The organism is Burkholderia sp. 28_3 (assembly GCF_003253915.1).
GTDB classification, from domain to species: domain Bacteria; phylum Pseudomonadota; class Gammaproteobacteria; order Burkholderiales; family Burkholderiaceae; genus Burkholderia; species Burkholderia cenocepacia.
The window spans coordinates 21,484-44,391 of the sequence record NZ_QKZF01000030.1; the positions used below are offsets into that span (position 1 = coordinate 21,484).

General features: G+C 61.8%; 18 protein-coding genes. 9 read left to right on the top strand and 9 right to left on the bottom strand.

The annotated features are described in order from the left end of the window. Positions 1-5 precede the first annotated feature (5 nt). Genes DFS13_RS35550 through DFS13_RS35560 form a run of 3 tightly spaced genes read left to right on the top strand, consistent with a single transcriptional unit; the run spans position 6 to position 2,685 of the window. Positions 6-881: a 3-hydroxyacyl-CoA dehydrogenase family protein gene (locus DFS13_RS35550; RefSeq protein ID WP_059623696.1), complete on the top strand. Its 876-nt coding sequence runs from the start codon at positions 6-8 to the stop codon at positions 879-881. Continuing rightward, positions 878-1,567: a 3-hydroxyacyl-CoA dehydrogenase family protein gene (locus tag DFS13_RS35555; RefSeq protein WP_241308694.1), complete on the top strand. Its 690-nt coding sequence runs from the start codon at positions 878-880 to the stop codon at positions 1,565-1,567. The genes DFS13_RS35550 and DFS13_RS35555 overlap by 4 nt, the downstream gene beginning before the upstream one ends. Next, positions 1,564-2,685 (top strand): CaiB/BaiF CoA-transferase family protein, encoded by a 1,122-nt coding sequence (locus tag DFS13_RS35560; protein ID WP_059623698.1) that lies wholly within the window; start codon positions 1,564-1,566, stop codon positions 2,683-2,685. Before DFS13_RS35555 ends, DFS13_RS35560 begins: the two co-directional genes overlap by 4 nt. Positions 2,686-2,786: 101 nt before the next feature. Here the strand turns inward: DFS13_RS35560 and mdtD are convergent, their stop codons facing one another. Then, complete coding sequence (gene mdtD / locus DFS13_RS35565; protein WP_111442768.1) at positions 2,787-4,244, bottom strand: multidrug transporter subunit MdtD; 1,458 nt, start codon at positions 4,242-4,244, stop codon at positions 2,787-2,789. Between the two features lie 71 nt (positions 4,245-4,315). Then, positions 4,316-4,885, bottom strand: coding sequence for a DUF2889 domain-containing protein (locus tag DFS13_RS35570; protein WP_124455153.1), 570 nt, complete (start codon positions 4,883-4,885; stop codon positions 4,316-4,318). A gap of 291 nt (positions 4,886-5,176) precedes the next feature. Here DFS13_RS35570 and DFS13_RS35575 point away from each other — a divergent pair, with 291 nt between their 5' ends. The 4 genes from DFS13_RS35575 (at position 5,177) to DFS13_RS35590 (ending at position 8,879) form a co-directional block, all read left to right on the top strand. Next, complete coding sequence (locus DFS13_RS35575; protein WP_059623701.1) at positions 5,177-5,665, top strand: MaoC/PaaZ C-terminal domain-containing protein; 489 nt, start codon at positions 5,177-5,179, stop codon at positions 5,663-5,665. Between the two features lie 94 nt (positions 5,666-5,759). Then, the gene (locus tag DFS13_RS35580) at positions 5,760-7,238 is read left to right on the top strand and encodes an NAD-dependent succinate-semialdehyde dehydrogenase (protein ID WP_059623703.1); all 1,479 of its coding nucleotides are present in this window, start codon (positions 5,760-5,762) and stop codon (positions 7,236-7,238) included. Positions 7,239-7,276: 38 nt separating this feature from the next. Continuing rightward, positions 7,277-7,690, top strand: a complete 414-nt coding sequence (locus tag DFS13_RS35585; RefSeq protein WP_111442760.1) for a Zn-ribbon domain-containing OB-fold protein — start codon at positions 7,277-7,279, stop codon at positions 7,688-7,690. A 10-nt stretch (positions 7,691-7,700) separates the two neighbouring features. Then, positions 7,701-8,879 (top strand): hypothetical protein, encoded by a 1,179-nt coding sequence (locus DFS13_RS35590; protein ID WP_059623707.1) that lies wholly within the window; start codon positions 7,701-7,703, stop codon positions 8,877-8,879. A 94-nt stretch (positions 8,880-8,973) separates the two neighbouring features. On the opposite strand, the gene DFS13_RS35595 is transcribed toward DFS13_RS35590, so the two are convergent. From DFS13_RS35595 to DFS13_RS35625, 7 genes are all read right to left on the bottom strand, one after another. Beyond that, complete coding sequence (locus DFS13_RS35595; protein ID WP_059623709.1) at positions 8,974-11,235, bottom strand: glycoside hydrolase family 3 protein; 2,262 nt, start codon at positions 11,233-11,235, stop codon at positions 8,974-8,976. Between the two features lie 455 nt (positions 11,236-11,690). Next, entirely contained in the window at positions 11,691-12,869 is a 1,179-nt protein-coding gene (locus DFS13_RS35600; RefSeq protein ID WP_059623711.1) for a porin, read from the bottom strand. 694 nt (positions 12,870-13,563) lie between these two features. Continuing rightward, positions 13,564-14,307: an SDR family NAD(P)-dependent oxidoreductase gene (locus tag DFS13_RS35605; protein ID WP_059623713.1), complete on the bottom strand. Its 744-nt coding sequence runs from the start codon at positions 14,305-14,307 to the stop codon at positions 13,564-13,566. 123 nt (positions 14,308-14,430) lie between these two features. Continuing rightward, positions 14,431-16,101, bottom strand: a complete 1,671-nt coding sequence (locus tag DFS13_RS35610; RefSeq protein WP_059623714.1) for a class I adenylate-forming enzyme family protein — start codon at positions 16,099-16,101, stop codon at positions 14,431-14,433. A 27-nt stretch (positions 16,102-16,128) separates the two neighbouring features. Beyond that, positions 16,129-16,908, bottom strand: a complete 780-nt coding sequence (locus DFS13_RS35615; RefSeq protein WP_059623715.1) for an enoyl-CoA hydratase-related protein — start codon at positions 16,906-16,908, stop codon at positions 16,129-16,131. Between the two features lie 498 nt (positions 16,909-17,406). Then, positions 17,407-18,201, bottom strand: a complete 795-nt coding sequence (locus DFS13_RS35620) for an enoyl-CoA hydratase/isomerase family protein (protein WP_059623717.1) — start codon at positions 18,199-18,201, stop codon at positions 17,407-17,409. A gap of 268 nt (positions 18,202-18,469) precedes the next feature. Continuing rightward, positions 18,470-19,456 carry an NADPH:quinone oxidoreductase family protein gene (locus tag DFS13_RS35625; protein WP_111442761.1) on the bottom strand — a complete coding sequence of 329 codons (987 nt, stop codon included), beginning with the start codon at positions 19,454-19,456 and terminating at the stop codon, positions 18,470-18,472. 503 nt (positions 19,457-19,959) lie between these two features. Between DFS13_RS35625 and DFS13_RS35630 the strand changes: the two genes are divergently transcribed. Together DFS13_RS35630 and DFS13_RS35635 are read left to right on the top strand one after the other, a co-directional pair. After that, complete coding sequence (locus DFS13_RS35630; protein ID WP_059623724.1) at positions 19,960-20,748, top strand: enoyl-CoA hydratase/isomerase family protein; 789 nt, start codon at positions 19,960-19,962, stop codon at positions 20,746-20,748. Between the two features lie 30 nt (positions 20,749-20,778). Beyond that, positions 20,779-22,854 carry an acetate--CoA ligase family protein gene (locus tag DFS13_RS35635; protein WP_111442762.1) on the top strand — a complete coding sequence of 692 codons (2,076 nt, stop codon included), beginning with the start codon at positions 20,779-20,781 and terminating at the stop codon, positions 22,852-22,854. Positions 22,855-22,908: the final 54 nt, after the last annotated feature.

The following is a 22,908-nucleotide window of genomic DNA, read 5'->3' on the forward strand; positions in this document are numbered from 1 at the left end:
CGCGCATGGCGCAAATCAAGACAGTCGGAATCGCGGGTGGCGGAACGATGGGCACGGGTATCGCGATCGTCGCGGCCCGGGCGGGCTTCGTGACGCGCGTGTATGACGCGCGGCAGGAGGCGCTGGAGCGCGCACGCGGCCAGACCGAAGGCTTTCTAAGGAAGTCGGCGGAGCGCGGCAAGCTTCCCGCCGACGCGGTGCCGGAGATCATGTCTCGCTGGCACGGGACGACGAAACTCGACGACCTCGCCGATTGCGACGTCGTGATCGAGGCCGTGTTCGAGGATCTGGCCGTCAAGCATCAGCTATTCAGTGCGCTGGACAAGGTGTGCCCGGCACATACGCTGTTCGCATCGAATACATCGACGATCTCGATCACCGAGATCGCGGGCGGATCGGGCCGGCCCGATCGCTTCGTGGGCATGCATTTCTGCTTGCCGGCCCAACTGATGAAACTGATCGAAATGTCGCCCGGGCTGAACACGAGTGACGAGTCGTTCGAGCGCGCATGGGCGTTTGCGGAAGCGCTGGGTCAGCGTCCGGTCCGGACTCAGGACACGCCCGGCTTCATCCTCAACTACTTCCTGATACCGTTCAACAACGACGCGATCCGGCTCGTCGAGCAGGGCGTGGCGGAGCCGGCCGACATCGACAAGGCAATCAAGACCGCGCTCGGCTATCCGATGGGCCCGCTCGAGTTGCTCGACCTGGTCGGCCTGGATACGCAGCGCCTGCTTTGCGAAGCGATGTACGGGCTCACGCACGAAGCGCGCGCCGCATGTCCGCCGCTCGTCAGACGGATGATCGCGGCGGGCCGCCTCGGCAAGAAGACGGGGCAAGGCTTCCACACGTACAACGACACGAAGATGTTCGGAGCATGACGATGAGCTATCGCATTATCCAGAACGGCGAGAGCCGTTCATTTCAGGGCGGCCACGCATTCGTCGAAGCGGCGCGCGATGACGCGGCGGCGCGCGTTTACATCGACTCGAGGGCCGGGACGGCATTCGTGCGCGACATAGGGGGCGGCTGGAACCCCGCAGATGCGCCTTTCGTTCTGGTGGAGCTGGGTCACGAGTGCCTCGCGGTTCATACCGGTGATTCTGCGTCGGCCGATCAGCGCGGCAACGCAGCACCGAACGTGTTCGGCTTCGCGCGCTTTCGACTGGGCGATGCCGAGCCGAGCCGGCTGATCGAGCTCGTCAAGCCGGCTCAAACCGACGAATCGGCGCTCGCGCAGGCGAAGCAGGTGTTCGAGGACGCCGGCTTCGTCGTCGCTGTTTGCGGCGACTTTCCGGGCCGAATCGTCGATCGGCTCGTGCGGCCGTATTACAACGCTGCGCTGCGCCGTCTCGACGAGAAGCTGGCCACCGCGTCCGATCTCGACACGACGCTGCGTCTCGGGCTCGGGTATCCGGAGGGGCCGATCGCGCTGCTCGAGCGTACCGGTCTGAGTCATCACTATCGTGTGACGCAGGCGCTTTATGAAGCACTGGGCGACAGTGCATATGCGCCCGCACGGCGGGCCCAGGTCGCATATCGGCGAATGGAAGGCGGCGAGCGATGAATCAGCCTCTGCAGGGTGTCAAGGTCGTCGATTTGAGCACGCTGTTGCCCGGCCCGCTATGCACGTTGCTGCTGGCCGAAGCGGGGGCGGACGTCGTCAAGGTCGAAAGGCCCGCCGGCGGCGACGAAATGCGTTCGTACGTGCCGAAGGCGGGGACCGACAGCGTCAACTTCGGTATGCTGAACCGCGGCAAGCGGTCGGTGGCGCTCGATCTGAAGAGCCCCGCCGGTCGAGACGCGGTCCTCGCACTGATCGACGATGCGGATGTGCTGGTCGAGCAGTTTCGACCGGGCGTCATGGCGCGTCTCGGTCTCGGTTACCAGGAAGTGGCGGAGCGAAATCCGCGCGTCGTCTACTGCTCGATCACCGGCTACGGCCAAAGCGGACCGAAGGCAGGCGTCGCTGCTCATGACCTCAACTATCTCGCGGAAACCGGGATGCTTGCGCTGTCCTGTGGTCCGGACGGTGCGCCTGTGTTGCCGCCGGCATTGATTGCCGACATCGGCGGCGGTGCGTACCCCGCGGTCATCAATATCCTGCTGGCGCTGAAGCAGCGTGACGCGACCGGAAAGGGCTGCCGGCTGGACATCTCGATGGCCGACAACCTGTTCACGTTCATGTATTGGGCGCTGGGCAACGGCACGACGGGCAACGGTTGGCCCACGCCGGGTGGCGAGCTGGTGACGGGCGGCACCGCACGGTATCAGATTTACAGAACGCTCGACGGCCAGTATCTTGCCGCCGCACCGCTGGAAGAGAAATTCTGGAAAAACTTCACCGAAGTGATTGGCGCGTCGGAACTGGCGACGAAGAATGGTGACGAACCTGGCGTCACACAGCGGGTGGCGGAGCTGATCGCCGGCCAGACTGCCGAGACATGGCTCGAACGTTTCGCGGGGACCGACACATGTACCGTGCGTGTTGTCCCACTCGAGCAGGCGGTCACGGATCCGCATTTCACCGGCCGACGACTGTTCGATCGCAAAGTCCGGATGCCGGGCGGGCAGGTCATCGACGCGCTGCCTGTGCCGATTGCCGACGCGTTTCGCGGCGACGCTTCAATCGGTGACGCCCCGGCGCTCGACGCGGGCGGCGGCGGTGTCGGACGCGACGGCTAAGCAACGACGGCGATGTCCCGTTTCACTTTCGGGGGCCACGAGCCCCCTTTTTTGTCAAAGGCCGCGCGATCCGGGGGGGCGCTCCAAATCTTCGTGTTCGGTCACCCCTCCTTGGCAGGGCTGCTGCGAACGGTCATCACACCTGCTTCAGGCGTCAACCGTGCGAAGACCAGTGCCGACGACGCGGTGATGATGCCGATGCACGCAAACGTCGCGTGAAAGGCCGTCAGCGTCTGGGAATGCGTGTGGCGGCCAAACGTCTCCATGAACTGGTCGAGCAACGTACCGGCAATCGTCACGCCGAGACTCATCGATAGCATCTGCGCGAGAGAGAAGAGACTGTTGCCGCTGCTCGCGCCTGCCGTTCCGAGGTCCCTCAGCGTGATCGCATTCATCGCGGTGAACTGCAACGCATTGACGGCGCCGAACAACGCAAACTGCGTGACCTGGAGCCACGGCGGCTGCGGCGGCGATATCAACGCGAAGCTCGAGATCGTCAAACCGATTGCGAGCGTATTGACCAGTAGAACCGTGCGATAGCCGCAAGCCGTGATCAAACGAACGGCCAGAGGCCTCACCGCCATTCCGGCGGCCGCAACGGGTAGCATCATCATGCCGGCGTGAAAAGGAGAGTAGCCGAGGCTTACCTGGAGCAGCAACGGCAGCAGATACGGCATGGCTCCACCGCCAAGTCTCGTGAGCAGATTGCCCAGCAAACCGATCCTGAACGTGCGGATGTCAAACAATTTCAGCGAAAACAGAGGGTCCGGGACGCGGGTCGCATGGACGCAGTACATGACGATGCCGGCGAATGTCAGCGCGACGAGGCCGATCACTGCGCGACGGGTCAGCCCGAATTCCGCAATTCCGTCGAGCGCAAGCGTGATCGACAGCATCGGGATCGCGAGCATCAGATAACCGAGGAAGTCGAATCGAGCGGACCCAGGCAACGGTTCTCCGGGCATGTAGATCGCCGTCGCCGCGCACCCGAGCGCGCCGATCGGCACGTTGATCAGAAATACCCAGTGCCATGATGCGGATTCGGTGAGCCAGCCTCCGAGCATCGGACCAATCAGCGGTCCGACCAGGCCAGGAATCGCAACGAACGTGAGGGCCGGCAGGTAGCGCTCGGGCGGAAACGATCGAATAACGGCGAGCCGACCGATCGGCAACAGCATCGCCCCACCTATACCCTGCACGACACGGAACAGGACCAGTTGCCCAAGCGCTTGCGCATTCGCGCATAACAGCGATCCGAGCGTGAAGACGACGATGGCGGAAAGAAATACCCGGCGCGTGCCGAGTCGATCAGCCAGAAATCCGGAAACCGGAATCATCAGCGCCATCGTGAGCGAGTAGGCGACGACCACCGATTGCATATGGAGTGGCGCTTCGCCGAGGCTGCGCGCCATCCCCGGTAGTGCCGTATTGACGATCGTGGTATCGAGCGTCTGCATGAAGAACCCGGCCGCGACCAGCCAGAGCGTGATTGTCAGCCTGCGGTCATGCGTGCCGCTTGTCGTGCGGTTGCGTTGTGGCAGATGCGGAGTGCAGCCCATGATGGTTACGGTGCTGATGAAGGGGACGTGAGGGACGGTCGGCGCGGTCTCCGGCGGGACCACGGTATGCATCAGTCGGCGGTGGACCGCGTCGTCGATCGGAAGTGCTGAGGCCACCGCTGCTTTACGACATCGCGATGATCCGCATACGCATAGCAACTGTTCAGGATGGTCGGTTTGCCGTTCGCGTCGACGAACTGGCTCGGCGCGCCGGTCACCCCGCGAACCCCCTGCATCATGGTCGTCGCGAGCGGAATCAGTACTTCCCTCAGATGCGTGCAGCTCGCCGGTCCCCGCAGGTTGTCTTTGACGACGGACGACCACCCCTTGCCGATACGCTGCCCGACGAGCACGTTCAAAGTCGTTTCGGCTTCCTTGCACAACGCGAACGGCGTCGCGTCCGATGCTGCCTCTATGCGATGAATCACGTATTGATCGTCGACGGTGACGCGGACCCGGAGGTCATGCAGCGGCGCGCCAGCCGGCAGCGGATCCGCTCGGCCCGAATGCTGGAAATCGAACGGTTTGGTATCGACGAGATGTGCTTCGACATCGTAGAGACCATCATCGCGCGCATACGTGCGCATATCGATCACGCGGTGATGGAGTTCGCGACGGCCGCTCGGCTCGGATAAAGGCACGGAGAATTCTCCCGGAAGTGAACGATAACGGCCCGCATGGCTGGACCGGGCTTGTCACCCGCAGCTTCAGCAATCGTCGTGCCACAAGCGCTTCTTCACTTCGGACGGCGCGGCGCGCAGCTATCCATTTGCGGGTGGCGTGCCGCGTGTCGGCGACGGCGACACAGTGTTGCCCGTCGCGACATGGTGTGCCGCCGGCCGCGCCGGACCCGCGTGCCCTTTGACGATATCGGGAAGGCACGATGATTGCTTGATTGCCAGCGATACTCATTCACACAAAGGAGATCGGCAATGTCGACCAGGCGAGGGTTGTACTGGGAGGATTTCGAAATAGGCAAGGTCATTCAAACACCGGCTCGCACGATCACGTCGACCGACATCGTGAATTTCGCCTGCCTGACCGGCGATTTCAACGAAGTCCACACGAATTGGGAGTACTGCAAGACGACGCCGTTCGGCGAGCCGATCGCGCATGGTCCGTTGATCTACGGGATCATGGGGGGGCTGCAATATGCGAGCGGCGTCAATGACGGCACGTTGCTCGCGCTGCTTCAGGTCGACCAGTGGCGCATGCTTGCGCCCGTCAAGCATGGCGACACGCTGCATGCGGAAATGACGGTTGTCGAGCGCAAGGAATCCAGCAAACCGGACCGAGGGACCGTCAAGATGAATCGTCGCTTCGTGCGACACGACGGGACGGTCGTACAGCAGATGGAAGTGACGTTGCTTTATCGCCGGCGACCGACCGGAGACAGTGAATCTGCATCGAGCGCGACCTGACGCACTCCTGGAGCACCCGGCTCGGGAGCACTCGGCAACACGGGGTGGCAGCGCACGCCACTGAACAGTGGCAGACCATACGAAGGAAGGTGAGATGTCGGACCTCAGGTCGAACGTGGATCGCACAATGGCTCGTCGAGCATATCCTCGCATCGGGCTGTATATCGACGGTGACTGGATTTATGATCGTGCCGCTTGTCACGCAGTCGAAAATCCCGGCGATGAAAGTGTGCTGGGTCCGGTCCCGCGCGCGACGCGGGAGGATCTCGAACGTGCATCGGGCGCAGCGTACCGCGCGTTCAGGACCTGGCGGGATACGGCACCCGACGAGCGCGCGGCGTTGTTGCTTCGCGTCGCCGGTTTGCTACGTGAACGCGTCGATGCGATCGCGTCGATCATTACGCTGGAGCAGGGCAAACCCGTCGCAGACGCCCGAGCGGAAGTCGAGCGCGCCCGCACGTTCCTCGAGTGGGATGCGGCACAACTGCATCGTTCGTATGGAGTCGTCGCGCCTTCCGAGCCGGGCATGCTGCGGATGGTCATCAAGCAGCCCATTGGTCCGGTGGCGGCATTCACGCCGTGGAACGTGCCGATCAGCTCTCCGTCACGGAAGATCAGCGGGGCGTTGGCGGCGGGCTGCTCCATTGTTATCAAGGCGGCCGAAGAAACGCCAGGCGCCGCATGCGCATTCGTTCAATGCTTCGTCGATGCGGGTTTGCCGTCCGGCGTACTCAACCTCGTGTTCGGCGATCCGGCGGAAATTTCGGCGGACCTGATCGCGTCGCCGGCGATCCGGATGATTACGCTGACCGGTTCAGTGCAGGTCGGCATGCATCTTTCCCAGCTTGCCGGCGCCGCGATGAAGCCGGTGCTGATGGAGCTGGGCGGGCATGCGCCGGTTCTCGTCTGCGACGGCGTCGACGTCGCCAGGATCGCGCGTCTCGCGGTGGCGGCGAAGATGCGCATGGCCGGCCAGATCTGTGCATCGCCGTCACGCTTCATCGTGCATGAGCGCGTGTACGCCGACTTCGTGGACGCATTCGCACATGCGGCCAATGAAATTCGCGTCGGCGATGGATTCGAGCCGGATGTGCAGATGGGACCGGTGATCAATGCGCGCCGGCTGGCAGCGATGGAATCGCTTGTGGCCGACGCCCGGGCCGCGGGGGCGCGCGTAGCGGCCGGCGGACATCGCATTGGCGAACGCGGCTACTTTTACGCGCCGACAGTACTCGCTGACGCGCCTGTGCACACAAAGGCGATGCGTGCCGAACCATTTGGTCCACTCGGGACATGCGTTTCCGTGAAGAACATGTGTGACGGTCTGGCCATCGCGAACAGCCTGTCGGTCGGCTTGGCTGCATACGCGTTCACGAACTCGATCGATGATGCCGAGCGCTTTACACGTGAGCTGGAGTGCGGCGTGTTGTCGATCAACCATTTCGGCGTTCCGGGCGCAGACATGCCGTTCGGGGGCGTCAAGGACAGCGGCGTCGGGCGCGAAGGTGGCGCGGAATCGCTCGACGCGTACATGGTAAGCAAGGCGGTATTGCAGAAGATAGCGCGCGTTTGACTGCGCCGGTTGAGGACGAAACAAGAGGGAGACTGACTATGGAAGCAACCCCACTACCCATTCCGGTTGCGAATGCCGATTCGCAGCCATACTGGGACGCAGCGCGAGAGCGACGCCTGCTGATTCGAAAATGCAAAGCTTGTGGCACGACTCACTTCATGCCTCGGTATCTGTGCCCGAGTTGTTGGTCCGACCAGATCGAATGGGTTGAGAGCAGTGGGGCTGGTCACGTGCATAGCTTCACGATCATTTGGCGTGCGCCGCTTGCCTCGTTCGGTGCGCACGCGCCGTATGTCGTGGCACTGATCGATCTCGACGAGGGCCCCCGAATGCTGACCAATATCGTCGGCGATGAGGCGTTATCCGTACGAATCGGCGATCGGGTCGGCGTCACGTTCGAGGATCGTGGCGGTGGCGCGATGCTTCCGCAATTCCATCGTGTCAACGCTTGAGATCGACGATATGAAGAAAGCTGAATCGCTGAAGAACAAAGTAGCCATCGTCGGTGTGGGTGAATCCGAAATCGGGCGGGTGCCCAGTATGACGGGCTTGGGTCTGAACGCTCAGGCCGCAAAGCGCGCGTTGGATGACGCGGGTCTCAAGGTGTCGGACATTGACGGCGTACTGACTGCCTATTCCTTTACCGAGCCATACTTCATGCTGGGTTCGGTGCTTTGCGAATATCTGGGAGTCAAGCCTCGATTCAATGCGTCGCTCGTGACGGGCGGGGCCAGTCCTGCCGTGATGCTCAAGCATGCGGCCGAAGCGATCGCCTCAGGGCAGGCTGAAACCATCCTGATCTGCGCCGGGGAGAATCGCGCAACAGGTCTCACGCGCGACGCGGCAGTCGCATCGTTGATGGCGGTGGGGCATCCGTATTTCGAGCAACCGTACGGCGCGTCCATTCCCGGCTTCTACGCGATGATCGCGCAGCGGTACATGCATGAGTTGGGCACCACCCGCGAGCAATTGGCACACGTTGCGGTCAACACCCGCGAGCATGCGCTGCTGCATCCGAACGCACATATGAAGACGCCGTTGACGATCGAGCAGGTTCTGACAGCCAAGCCGATTGCGGACCCGCTTGGCATGCTCGATTGCTGTCTGATATCGGATGCCGGCGGAGCGTTCATCGTCACGTCGGCGGAGCGCGCGGCCGATTTGAAAGCCACGCCAATCTATCTGCAAGGGATCGGTGAATATCACACTCACGAGCACCTGATGTGCGCGCCGAGTCTGACCGAGTTCGGTGCCACGGAATCGGGGCGCCTCGCATACGAAATGGCGGCCCTGGGTCCCGGTGATATCGATGTGGCTCAATTGTACGACTGCTTCACGATCGTCCCGATCATCGAAATGGAAGAACTCGGCCTGTGCAAGCGTGGTGAGGGCGGTGCCTTCTTTGCCGACGGACATGCGCGCATCGGTGGCAAGCTGCCGATCAACACTCACGGTGGCATGCTCTCCCACGCCCACGCAGGCGCGGCGGGCGGTCTTTTCGGGATCGTCGAGGCGGTGCGCCAATTGAGGGGAGGTCTCGGGCCGCGCCAGGTGGAGGGTGCGGAAGTCGCGCTGGTGCATAACGAAGGGGGGATACTGTCGTCCCATTGCACCGTCATCCTCGCGAACGCGATGGGCTGACGCGCTCCACGGCTCGCGCACCATCCGGTCGATACCGTAACCGTGTGCCCGAGAGCGAGCATGGCGATACCCTCGGGCACACGGTCAGTCGCCGTTATAGCGGTTGCGTTGCGGTCAGGTCGAGCGCCTGCTGCTGGGCGTTCGGGTCGTGGGACGATCCGGCAGCGGTCAGTGTGTAACGTCCCGGGTTGACCTGCCATGCATGCGCGTCGGCATTCCACGTCGCGAACCGTCGAGCGGGAATGGTGACGCTGATCTGCCGAGATTGGCCAGGCTGCAGCATCACCTTGTTCCATCCGACGAGGCGTTGTGGCGGTTCGTTGAGGCCGGCCGGCAGCGACGCATAGATTTGCGCGACTTCAGCGCCTACGCGCGCACCGGTGTTCGTGATGGTCAGCGTGACGGTCACGTTGTCCGAACCGTCGCGCTGAGCAGTCATCCCGGAGTAGGCGAACGTCGTGTACGACAATCCGAACCCGAATGGGAACAACGGCTGGATATTTTTTGCGTCGTACCAGTGGTAGCCAACGAGAAGGCCTTCGCCATAATTGACGTTCAGGTTGCTCGGATCGATCGACGGCTGCGGGAGATCCGAATCTTGCTGCGCAAACGTGATCGGCAGCTTGCCTGACGGATTTGCATCGCCAAACAGCACGTCGGCAATAGCCTGGCCACCTTCCACGCCCGGGTACCAGGTCTCGAGTACGCCATGTACGCTCGCCAGCCATGGCATCAGGACGGGACTGCCGTTTTCGAGCACGACTATGACGCGCTTCGCTTTCGACGCGACTGCAGTGATCAGCGCGTTCTGATCGTAGTGCTGATTGAATGGATCGGCATTCGCATCGGGCAGTGCGAGAGTCGGGAGGTCGCGTCCCTCCGTTTCGAACTGCGTCGCGAAAACGATTGCCACGTCGGCCTGCGCAGCCGCGTTGGCGGCAGCGGTCGCGTCCGCGCCATCGAGATAGGTCATGGTGGCATTTGGTGCTTTTGCCTTGATTGCGGCGAGCGGTGACGATTCGTACCAGATCGCGCAATCGGGTGGGAAGAAGCTGGTCGATTGACAGCTGGTTATCGCATTGCCGTTCACTGCGGGCACCGCGCCCGAGCCGCCACCCGAAATGACCCCAATGTTCGCGTGTCCTCCGATCACGACGATCGAGGAAAGTGCGGATCCGAGGAGTGGAAGGACTGGTTGATTGCCACCGGGCGGCGTGCCGTTTTTCAGCAACACGAATGACTGACGCGCAATCGACAGCGCATCGGCATTGCCGGCCGCTTGATCGATCGTACCGCCGGGGCTGGGTGGATTGTCCATCACGCCAGTCGCGATAAGCGTTCGAACCTTGCGCAAGACCATATCGTTCAGCCGCGACATCGGAACGGTGCCCGCCGCGATCGCGGCCTTCAGCTTCGTGCTGAAGTACGAAATGATCGTGAACCCTGGGACCTTGTTCCAATCGGCGCCCGCATCACCGGGTTGCTCTTCGTCGAGGCCGGCCATTGCCGCTGCGACCGTGCTGTGCGTGCCGGTCCAATCGGACTGCACCATACCCTGGAAGCCCCACTCATTCTTCAGGACGGTGGTCAACAAGTACGGGTTCTCGCACGCATAGATTCCATTGACGAGGTTGTACGAGCACATCACGTTGCCCGGTTTGCCTTCCTTGACGCCGATCTCGAACGCCAGCAGTTCGGTTTCGCGCATTGTGCGCTCGTCAACGACGGAATTGCTCGTCATCCGATTCGTTTCCTGGCCGTTCATTGCGAAGTGCTTGATCGTCGCGATCACGTTCTTTGACTGCGTGCCGGAAGTGCGCGCGGCGCTCATCGTTCCCGCGAGCACCGGGTCTTCCCCCATGTACTCGAATGTTCGGCCATTACGCGGTTCGCGCGCGAGGTTGACGCCACCGCCCAGACCTTCGGCGTAACCGAGCGCACGAAGCTCGGTCGCGATGCGCGCGCCGTACGCGGTCGCGAGCTGAGGATCCCAGGTTGCCGCGAGTGCGATGGGGGCGGGCAACGCCGTCGCGCCGGAATTGGCCACGTTCACTCCGCCCGCAGAGTCGGCGCTCGCGATCGGAGGAATACCGAGCCTGGGGATTCCCGGTATATAGCCCGCGCCTTTCGCCCATGACGGGAACGGGCCGCCGAGACCGGCGCCAGGCATCCCGTTTCCATGTACAAGCTGGATCTTCTCCTCCGTAGTCATTTGAGCGACGTATGCAGCGGCTCGGGAATCGACATTCGTATTGCCGGTCGACGAGTCGGAGGTGGTGTCGGAGCCGCACGACGCAAGCGCGACGACGAGCGGCGACACACTGGCGACGGCCAGATACCGTATCGAGTTCTTCAAGGAAATGTCTCCCAATGGATTTTTTTAAATCGATATTTATGTTGCGGTTGTAACGTTTGCGACGTTATATAGGGGTGACGATGTAGTCAAGAAAAAAATGGAATGTAGTTTTTATTTCAAAAACATTTATTTGTTATTCGATGATGAAGGCTTGTGGATGGAATTTATTTGTGTCGTCGATGAGTACACGAAAAATTGAGATTGATTTCGGTAAGGACATTTTTGGGAGTTTGGTGCCATAGAGAGAGAAAGCGCTGCTTGCGGGGGATTCGGACGTCGGAACGCTTCGGAGGAGGGTCGCTGGCAGTCGTGCAAAGCTGAACGGGTAGCGGCAGTCGGCCAGTCTCGAATGGAAAATAATCTTCCGTTGACGGAAGCGACGACAAGCGGGAATATTCGAAAAATCACACGCGGCCGCCTCGTCTCGAGGCGGCCGCGTGTAATCCGGCGCGTAATTAGAATCGATGCCGCAGCGATACGCGGATCAGGAACTGGTGATTGTTTGAAGAATCGCCAAGGTTGTCGATGTCGGCAACGGCGGGCGTGCCCACCGACGAGGTCCCGGACGCGCGCTGCCAGCCCACCGTTCCGTAAATATCGGTTCGTTTGGAAAACAGGTAGTCCGCCAGAATGGCGACTTGATTGTAGTGTTGGCCACCCACTGTCGTGCCGGTCGCCGTATGCACGGCTCGGCCGTTCAGATAGTCGTAGGCGATGCCGGCGAAAAAGGTCGGCGCGAATTGATACTGCGCGCCCACGTCGAAGTTGTTGAAACGCGCGGAGCCGCTCGCAAACCCGGCGCCCAATTGCCCGTATTGAACGTTCGAGTAGGATGCCGCGAGCGTCAATGCGCCGATTCTGTAGTTGGCGGCGACCAGGGCCGTTTGATACGCTTGCGCGCTCTTGTACCCCTTGTTGAGGGAAAGAGCCAGTGGGGAGGCGCCGCTCACGTTATCGGTGAAGAATCCGGATCCGGCGGTCGCAGCGGTCGGATTCTTGAAGTATTCGAAACCGGCGCCGATCTGCAGCGGGCCATATTGATAGGACGTTCCCAATGAATACCCGCTGTTGGCGGTGAGATTCCCCGCAACGCCGCCCACACTATATTCACCGCCGAACTTCAGGCCGTTGAAATTCGGACTCATGTAGCGAATGGCATTGTTGACGCGCACCGTATTCGCGCCGTTGTCGATATCCCCCGGGTGCACCGCGGCAGGGCCGCCGATTAAGCTGGCTGCGGTCAGCGGCAGAGGATAGTAGTAGATCATGTCGTACTGGCGGCCGAGGGTGATGGTACCGAGACGGTCGCTGCTCAGACCGACGAAAGCCTGACGGCCAAACGCGGTGCCCCCTTGGCCGAACGCGCCGTTGTTCAGGTTGACGCCGGATTCGATCGTGAAGATCGCTTTCATCCCGCCGCCAAGGTCCTCGCTGCCGATCATCCCCCACCGGCTGCCAAAGATGCCGCTCAGTGAATCAAGAAAGACTCTCCGACCACCTTCGTTGTTGTTCTGGAACATGATGCCTTCGTCGATGACCCCGTAGAGGGTGATGTTGCTTTGAGCATGTGCTGCTGCTGCGAATGCGCCGGCGAGGGAAGCGCAAAGAATTTTCCGTGTGAAAGTCTTGTTCATGATTAGGTATACGAAGTATTGTATGAATATTGGCACCGCTGAGCCGATATTTATCCGACATGGCCGTCGCGCCTACTCGGCCGCAGGGGCTCGAAAGTCCGCTGAATGCGGACGATATATCGGTAGGCGCAGGCTGAATGCGGGTGTGCAGCGCGATGTCTGAATGGCGAGAAATTGAATTGACGTGCTTCTGCGAACATCTCCTTCGGGTCGAGGACAACGCGTGGCAGGTCACGCACGCCTTGTCGGTTACGGTGCGTTCGGATGAGAATGATCGAGTGCGGGCAGCGGATGCTCGCCAGGCGTCGATGCGGGTCGACGTGCGATTACGAAGGAGGGCTGATCGTCACGGAAGTCTCCAATTGATGCGTTCTTTTATTTGCTGGCGTCACCGAACGATTCGGTCATACGTGGCAGCTGTTATCGATAACGCAACGTCCGTGCCAGTGAGACAGCGCTGTGTCAGGCTGATGTCATGTGTCGCGCGCCAGCCGTGACGGCGCGCGGCGCGCTATTGCGTTGTGCGTCCGTGTCATCGTGTTCGAGCGTGTTTTTGATTTCGACAGTGATGTACTTGGGGACAACAGATCACGATCCTGGGTGTCTCGCATGGCGAGAAGGGTCGTGCGTCAGCGGGACACGTGTACCGCTCGGCAAGGCCGCGCCACCGCGACCTTGCGCGACTGCTGAACCGTCAGTGTGCGATTCCTTGCCCGCCGTCAACGTAAATCGTTTCCCCGGTCAGGAACGTCGTTCCATGCGCAAACAGCGTCGCCACAAGCGTGCCGATTTCCTCAGCACTACCGGGACGACCCCGCGGAATCCGCTTTTCGAGATACGCAGACAGGGAACCTGACGCGATCATGTCGGCGTTCAGGTCAGTGTGAATGTAACCGGGCGCGATGTTGATGACGCGAATTCCCTTGCTGGCCCACTCGACGGCCAGACAGCGGGTGATGGCTCCGACGGCTGCCTTGCTCGCACAGTACGCGAGGTTGCGTTTGACGCCGAGCTTGTCGAAGAAGGAGCCGATATTGACGATCAGCGCATTACCTGCCGATACGAGATGGGGGTAGGCGGCCTGACATGCAGCGATGACAGACGTCGCGTTCATGTCCATCACCTGATGCCACTCATCGAGAGAAAGCTCCGCTGACGGGGCGTCGATGTGCAATCCCGCGTTATTGACGAGGCCGACGATACGCCATCCTTCTTGGGCGAGCGCTCCCAGTACTGTCTTGAGGTCGTCCGGACGCATGACGTCCGCGGTGCGCGGCAGCCAGCGCGCGGACACGTCGGGACTGACGTCGGAAAATGGCGGCAGCGCGCCCGAACGTGACAGACACGCCACATGGAGGCCCTGCTGGGCCAGCGCTAGCGCGATGCCGGCGCCAATGCCACGGCTCGCGCCGGTTACGACTATGCAATCACGGGTCATGAAGACTACTCCAGGGAAACGATTGCGGTGTTGGAGAGCGAGTCGACAGTCGTACGCGGCCATCGACGCGCGGTTCGACTTTCAGCCCTCGCAACACATGCAGAATTGCGGATCGGAAATATGTCAGGCGGCGCGAAACCGTACAGGAGCGGGCGCGATACGGCCGTCTCGTACCCACTGGACCAACTCGCGCTTCAGGATCTTGCCGCTGGCGGTCAGCGGAAACGCTGGCAGCACGACGAAGTACTCGGGCATGTCGAACTTCGATAGCCCTTCTCGGGCCAGATGCGCAAGCAACTCTTCGGCGGCGGGTGGCGCGCCGTCGCCGATAATCGCAAGGCACACCTTTTCCCCGAGGCGCTCGTCTGGTACACCGAATGCCGCCGCTTTCTTGACGGCAGGATGACGATGAGCGAACTCCTCGATGTGCGACGGATGAATGTTGTGGCCGCCGCGTATGATCAGATCCTTTTTGCGCCCGACGATTTCGAGGTTGCCGTCGCCATCGAAGCGCCCCAGGTCGCCGCTCATGAACCAGCCGCTGCTGTTGAAGGACGATTCGGTGGCAGACTGATTGTCGAAGTAGCCAAGCATCAGCACGCCGCCGCGGCCGCCGATTTCGCCGACTTCGCCGGGAACGGCCTCCAGATCGGGGTTGTCGGGTTGCCAGAGGCGCACCTCGTATCCGTTACATGCCTTTCCGCATGTCGCGGTAATGACGTCCATCAAATCGGTGGGGCTGGTGTATTGATGCGAGCCGTTTTCCGTCATCCCGTACACGTTCTGCGGCGTTGCGCCAAGCGCGAGGAGCTTGCGGGCGGTTTCGCTCGGAATCAAGCTTCCGGCCATGTAGAAAACCTTGACGGAGCCGAGCTGGGTGACGCCGCGTCGCTCGATTTCCTGCAGCAGGTCGATTGCGTGCGTGGGGACACCCATCACGTAGGTGGCCTCGGTGGATACGATCCAATCGAGCGGCGCGATGGCGGCGGTGGGATCGTAAATGACCAGCTCGCAGCCTGCGACGAGCGCTTGTTCGAAGGCCACTGTGCCGACATGATGACTCAGAGGACTCAAAGTGAGCAGTACGGTGTCGCTGGTTTGTTTCCAGTCGGATACCAATGCGCGCCCGTTTGCGAGCAGCGTGTTGTCGCTGTGCATCACGCCTTTCGGCGCGCCGGTCGTGCCGCTCGTGAATGCCAGGTAGACGACTTGATCGGGATTCTGGCTCGGCGGCGGAAGAGGAATTTGCGACATGTGTCCCGGAATCGGGAACGGGTGGGTTCCGGGCGGCGTGTCGGGATCGGCTGCACGCAATGAAGGCAGCGCATAGACGCGCTTGACGTGACTCAAAGCGCTGGCGGCCGAGAATACATCGGCCCGATCGGCATCCGCGCCCCAGCCGGGCTGGGCAAACAACGCCCGGCATTCGATGCGGCCGAGCATCGACAGAATCTCGGCAACCGTATAGTTCTGATGCAACGACGGGTTGCAGACGTATCCATTGCGCGAGCACGCCAGTTGAATGACCGTCATTTCGACGCGGTTTGGGAGCCATACGGACACGCGATCGCCGCTGCACAGTCCGCTGTCATGGAGATCGGCGGCGACGGCGTCCGCCCATGCGACGAGCGCGCTCCAGGTCAGGCGCCTGGTGCTGTCTCTCACGGCGAAAGCGGTGCCTCGCTCGGTTGCATGGCGTCTCGCGAGCGAGTAAAGCGTGTCGGTTTGCCAGATTCCGGTCAGATAGTGTTTTCGGGCCGTTGCCGGATCATGCAAGGTAAGGAGATGCGACATGGTCGGGAGCTCCAGGAGTCGTGCGCGTTAATGGCCGAATCGCGTTGCATCCGGCGCCCTGCGGTCGGCGAATGCATCGGCCAGTTCCGCGTGCTCGCCGGAGTCGAGGTATGCGCGCAGCAGCAGATCGTGCGCCATGCGTGACAGGCCGGACACACCGCCGTGGCGCGCGTTGAATGCGGCCTTGATCGATGCGAGTGCGAATGCGCCGCGGTCGGCGATTTCGAGCGCCAACTTGCGCGTCGCCTCCTGGAGTTCCGCGTCGGGAACCACGTGATTGACGAGGCCCCAGTCGAGCGCTTCTCGTGCAGTCAACTTGGGGTTGCGATACCACATCTCTTTCGCGCGCTTTTTGCCGACGAGATCTTCGAGATACCAGGTGCCGTAGCCGCCATCGAAACTGCCGACCATCGGTCCGACTTGTCGGAACACCGCGCTTTCCTTCGCGATGGTGATATCGCACACGACCTGCAGCACGTTGCCGCCACCTACGGCGTAGCCGTTGACCGATGCGATCACCGGTTTTTGCAGCCGGTCGATGCTCTCGTACATTTCCAGGGTTGGCAGGACGCCTGCATACAGCAGCGAGTCCTCCATGCCCTCCTTGCGGCCTCCCGTACAAAAGAACTTGTCGCCGGCTCCGGTAATCACGACGACGCGCGTGCGCGTCTCGCGACGGATTTCGTTGATGCAATCGCGAATCTCGTGGCACATGCGCGGCGTGAACATGTTGCCGTCTTGCGGGCGATTGAGCGTGATGGTGCCGATCGGGCCGTCTTCCTGATAAATGATTTCTTCGAATTGCATGGACTGTCCTTTCAGAGCGATGCGCAGTGCGCGAAGTTGACGAATTCCGGACGATCGCGATGGACCGCGACAGCGCAATTGGGGCCTTGTGCTCAAACCGATGGCAGCTGGCGCGAGCGCCGCGAATGTCGTCACGGCGTCTGATCTGCAAGCTTCGTGCCAAACGGGGGTGTGGCGGGCGATCTCGATTGCGTCCGGAAAACGCGGTACCCGGATCTGGTCGAACCGCCGGCAAGTGTCCGCGGCGACGACAGTGGTTGGCCGTGCTCAGGTGATTTCCGTGCAGACACCACCGGTCACATTGCAGTGCACAGTGCCGACCGCCGATGTACTGGCATACCGGGATGAGACTGCGCGATGCTGGCGTCGCGCTGCGACCCCGGATAAAAAAGATGCCCGCCTAGAGGGCGGGCGATATTCGCGGTAACGCCGTCGACGGCAAGCGTGAGGCCAAGCGGCCGCCTCATGGTCGCGTCGGGAGCGAGTACTTGCCGCGGCTTATTGGTCCGATGCGGCTCGGCTGAAGTCCGCAGGGCGGCCGTCCAGGGCGGCGCCGAGTCCTTCCTGAAACTCGGGACTGGACATGGCCAGAATCTGCCCGAATCCTTCGAACGCGAGCATGTCCTGAAGGCTTGTTTCGAAACTGCGCGCCATCAGGTTCTTGGCAAGCCCCATGACCTCGGCGGGACCATTCGCGAGACGCGTGGCTTCCGCGAGTCCGGCTTCATCGACCTTCTCGTCGGGCACCACCTGTGCAACGAGCCCCAGCTCGAGCGCGTCCTGCGCGGACAGCGTCGCGCCGCTGTACAGCAGCCGCTTCGCAGCCGCCATACCGATGAGCCGCGGAAGGTGGTACATCGTTCCAATGTCGGGGACCACGCCGATACGGAAGAATCCGGGGATGAACTTCGCCCCCTCGCCGGCGATCAGCAGGTCGCCTGTCAGCGCGAGGCCGAATCCTCCTCCCACTGCCTGGCCTCGTACGCCCACGACGACCGGCTTGTCGAGCGTGATGAGCGGGGTCAGCCATGTGCTGAGACCGCGAAAGCGCCGATGGACGGCCCAGGGTGCGGACGCATTTTTCAACATGTTCAGATTTCCCCCGGAGCAGAACGTCGGACCTTCGCCCGTGAGATAAACCGCGCGCACCGCGCGACTGTTCTGCGCGCGTTCGATCGCATCGCCGAGCTGTTCCCGCAGTTCCGTCGTCAACGCATTGCGGTCGGCAGGGCTACAGAGCCGGATGACGAGTACGGAACCTTCGACCGAGGTGTTCACCAACTGTTGGGTCATGCGATGTCTCCTGGACGCTGCTTTGACGAGTGATTGCGGATGCATGCAATCGCCATGCCAATCCGCCTGGTTCGCGTGGTGGGCACTCAGCGCCCGGGGAATGCGTTTTTGCAGAACACGGATGTGCCCGGGCGGCAGACACGCGATACACGTACGAACGTCGACGTATCGAGCAACGAGCGCCGGCATGGAGGTCGCGCAATCGAGCTCTTACGCGCTCGTCGCGCATCGGACACGCCAGAGAACACGGCCCGATTCAACTCCGCGTTCAGTCCATCGTCAGTACGACGCGCCCCGTCGCGCGACGCGTGGCGATCAGCCGGAGGGCTTCGGAAAAGTGGCTCAGCGCAATCGTTTGCATGATATTGGCGCTCAGCGTCCCCTTGGCCCACATGGATGCCATGACCGTGTGCGCTTGTGCGACCTTCCATGGCTGCCGATCGCGATAGTCTGTCCATTGCAATCCGCTGACCGTAGCGTTCTTTACGAGCAGGTGGCCGGCCTTGACTTCGGGAATTCGTCCGGCGGCGAAACCGACAGTGACGATTCGGCCATCCCATGCAAGCGCACGCAGCGACGCATCGAAGATTTCGCCACCGAGCATATCGATCACGATGTCCGCGCCTCGGCTCTCAGTCGCAGTGTGGACCTGGGTGCGAAGGCTGTTGCGCAGATCGGGTGCACTCAGGTCGATGATGCTGCAAGGTACGTCGCTCAGCAGGGTTCTCGCACGCTCCGGTGAATTCACGCCTGCGAGGACTGTCGCGCCCATCGCTCGTGCAATCTGCACGGCGGCATACCCGACTGCGCCTGTGGCGCCATTGACGAGGACGGTGTCGCCGGGCCAGCGGCCGCGTTCCATCAGTGCGAACCATGCCGTTTGCGCCGGAAGGCCGAGGACGGCCGCCTCCGTGAACGCCATACCGTCGGGCAGCGGCAGGCATTGATCTTCGTGCGCGAGCGCCTGCGTTGCGAAAGCGCCCCATTCCACATGGATCAGCACGTGATCTCCAGGTTTGACCCGCGTGACGCCCGCTCCGACGATGCGTACGACACCCGCCGCTTCCTTCCCCGCGGTGAACGGCAATGGCGTGCGCGTTTGATATTGACCGGAAATCACGAGCAGATCCGGATAATTGATCGCAGCGCTCTTGACGTCGATGACGACCTCGTGATGCCCCGGTTCGAGATCGGGAAGCTCCTCAAGCGTATGAGTTTCAGCCAGGCCGAGCGTCTTGATCCGAACCGCGCGCATTGATGTTCCTCCGCTTTTTTTCGATATGGCCGAGTGCTTCCAGCTATGCCGGGTGAGTTCGCTGGGCCGCGTGTATCGCTTGCAATGCGCGTGCCATCTTCGCCGCAGGCTGGATCGGCCACCAGCCCGCGCGGCATGTCTCTGGATCGCGCGCGGCATTTCACTCGTGTCCGCGTCGCGGACACTTTGCAATGCGCCCGTCCGCCTGATGTACATGATCGAGAACGTGTGTGTGCGGTCGCCGCCGGCAGCGCGGGCTCCGACGGCCGATAGCGGTTGCAAAACGACTCATGGTGATCGATGGCATGCATGTTGCTGAGATGACGTGTCGAAAAGCACGCGAGGTGGGCTGACGAGGATACCGTTCGGCGCGCCCCAACCGAAGCCTCGACCGAAAGACCCGTGAAGGAGGAGGCGAGTGGATCAGGCGACATCAGAGGAAATCGATGCGATACACGACGTGCTGAAGCATTTAGAACAAGCGGAGTAGTGAGGATGACGATATGGTGGATCAACTGAAATTCGAAATCGATCGTGGCATTGCGACGATTACGCTCAATCGTCCGGACAAGCTGAACGCCTTTACCGAGGCGATGCAGGACGTATGGCTCGAGGCGCTTGAGGAGTGCCGTGCGAATCCGGAGATTCGCGTCGTCGTGATGACTGGTACCGGGCGCGCATTCACGACGGGTGGTGACATCGAGACCTTTTCCGAGTCGGCAGCGCAGACGCCGGCGAATATCAAGGCGCGAGTAGCCGATGGCGTACAGCGTCTGCCACGCAAGATCACCGAGCTCGACAAGCCGGTAATCGCAGCGTTGAACGGTCTGGCGACAGGCGGTGGTCTGGATATCGCCCTCGCATGCGACATCCGTTTCGCAGCGCAGAGTGCGCGCTTTGCCGAGACCTACGTGCGCATGGGACTGATTCCCGGCGTCGGCGGGGCGTATCTGCTGCCGCGCATCGTCGGGATGTCGAAGGCGCTCGAGATGTTCTGGACAGCGGACTGGGTGGAGGCGTGCGATGCGGAACGAATCGGTCTGGTGAACAGGGTATTTCCCGACGCGGAGTTGATGGACGAGACGTATGCGTTCGCACGCCGGATCGCGGACGGGCCGCCGCTTGCCGTGCAGTTGATCAAGCGAGTGATGCGGTTTGGTCTGGACAAAGACCTTCAGACGGCTCACGAACTGGTGGCTGCGAATCTGCCGATCGTACGCGCGAGCGAGGACCATCAGGAAGCGGTGAATGCGTTCAAGGAGAAGCGCACACCTAAATTCATTGGGCGCTGACAGCGCTGTCGACTCGAGAAGAAACGGAATATGGACAGACAGGCATTCGAGAAGTTTATTGAACCGCGCAGCGTCGCGATCGTCGGCGCATCACCGCAGCCGGGTAGTCCGCGCAATTCGCTGGTGCGTGTGCTGTTGAAGCATGGATTTGACGGCACCGTGTATCCGGTGAGCCCGAACCACGCCGAGGTAGAAGGGCTGAAGGCGTATCCGTCGGTGGCGGAATTGCCGGAAGTGCCGGACGTTGCGCTGGTGATCACGCCGGCTCACACAGTGCCGGGCGTCATTGCGGAGTGCGGTGAGAAGGGGATACGCAGCGCGATTGTCTTCAGTTCCGGATTCGAAGAGACGGAAGCCGGAAAGGAACATGCGCAGCGCCTGGCCGAAGCGGCGCGGGAGCACGGTGTGGCGGTAATCGGCGCCAACTGTCAGGGCGTGTGGTCGGTTCGTCGGCGCGTCATGATGACGTTCGGATCGGCAGCAATGAGTCTTCCGGCGCTCAAGCACGCGCCGATCGCGGTCGTCAGCCAGAGTGGCGCGCTTGCCGGGGCAATCGGCAATTTCCTGCAGAGCAACGGGATCGGATGCTCGTACATCGTCAGCGTCGGCAATGAGACATGCGCCGATGCGCTCGACGTACTCGAACACATCGTCGAGCAGGACGATGTGCGCGTGGTCGCGCTCTACATCGAAGGACTCGATGAAGCGAGCCGGATCGTGAGGATCGCCGAGCGTGCGCGAGAACGCGGTGTGCAAATCGTCGCATTGAAGGCTGGCCGATCGACGATCGGCCAGCAGGCGACGGCGTCGCACACCGGGAAAATTGCTTCGGCGCACGCGGTCTATGCGGATGTGCTGGAGCAGGCAGGGGTGATCACGGTCGACAGCCTGATCGATGCAATGTCGGCGGTCGAGGTGCTGGCGTATCTGCCGTCACCGCGCTTGAGCGGCGATAGGCAGGGGGGGCTGGCCGTGTTGAGTTCGTCGGGCGGGGCAGGCGCGCTGCTCGCCGACCACAGCAGTGAATATGGGATCTCGATGGCGGAATTCGGCCTGCAAACCGCAGCAGAACTGGAGCGGGTTCTGCCGGCGTTCGCACGGACAGCCAATCCGGTGGATTTAACGGGGCAGATTCAGAGCGTGCCGACGCTGTTCCGTGACACGTGTTTCGCTATCGAGGCGGAGCCGAGGGCGGAGGCACTGATCGTGCAGTTTGCCAGTAGCGGTCGTCGGTACCTCGAGCCGAACGCCGAAGTGTTCAAGAAAGTGGCGCAGTCCATGCCGGTGGTGCTGAGTTTCATCGGGGAGTTGCCGGATCACGAGGCGCGCCGGTCGTTCAGGGAGGCGGGCGTGCTGCTGGTCGCGGATCCGTCCCATGCGATGAAAGCGCTGTCGTTGCTGTACAAGCGTACTCGGATGCTGTCATTGCCAAGATCAGAGATTCGGACGCCATTGGCGAGCCGGGCGGCGCCGCAGGATTGGACGCAGACGATGCGGTTTTGCGCTGAGAGCGGGATGACGCCCGCGAAGTGGGCGGTGCTTGGGCCGGAGGACCGCGCGTCGGACGCATGTGCCGGAATGGCCTACCCGCTGGTCGTGAAAGTACTGCCATCGGAATGCGAGCACAAGACCGAGCTTGGCCTGGTGAAGTTGCGCGTTCAAACCGCGGAGGAGGTCGATGCGTGTGCGCGCGAGTTTCGCGAGCGGGTAGGCAGACCTGATATGGGTGTGCTGGTTCAGGAAATGATCAGTGATGGCGTAGAGATCGTCGTGTCGTGCATGAGGCAGACGGACTTCGGACCGATCATCTCGATCGGCTCCGGTGGCGTCGCGGTGGAACTGTACCGCGACATGTCGCACCTGGCGCTGCCGGTGACTGCCGATCAGGTTCGTCAGGCGCTTCGGAAGCTGAAGCTATGGACGCTTCTGGAAGGTTTCCGTGGAAAGCCTGCGGCGGACCTGGACGCGCTGGTGGCGGCTGCAGTGCGGTTTGGCGACATGTTCCTCGCGAGCCCGGCGATCCAGGAGTTCGAGATCAACCCGGTGATCGTGAAGTCTCGTGGCCGGGGACTGGGTGCCGTCGATGCGCTGGTGACGGTGCAGTGAAAGAATGCCGGACGCGCTGGGGACAGCGCGTTCGGCTGCTTCGGTTCTTGATGT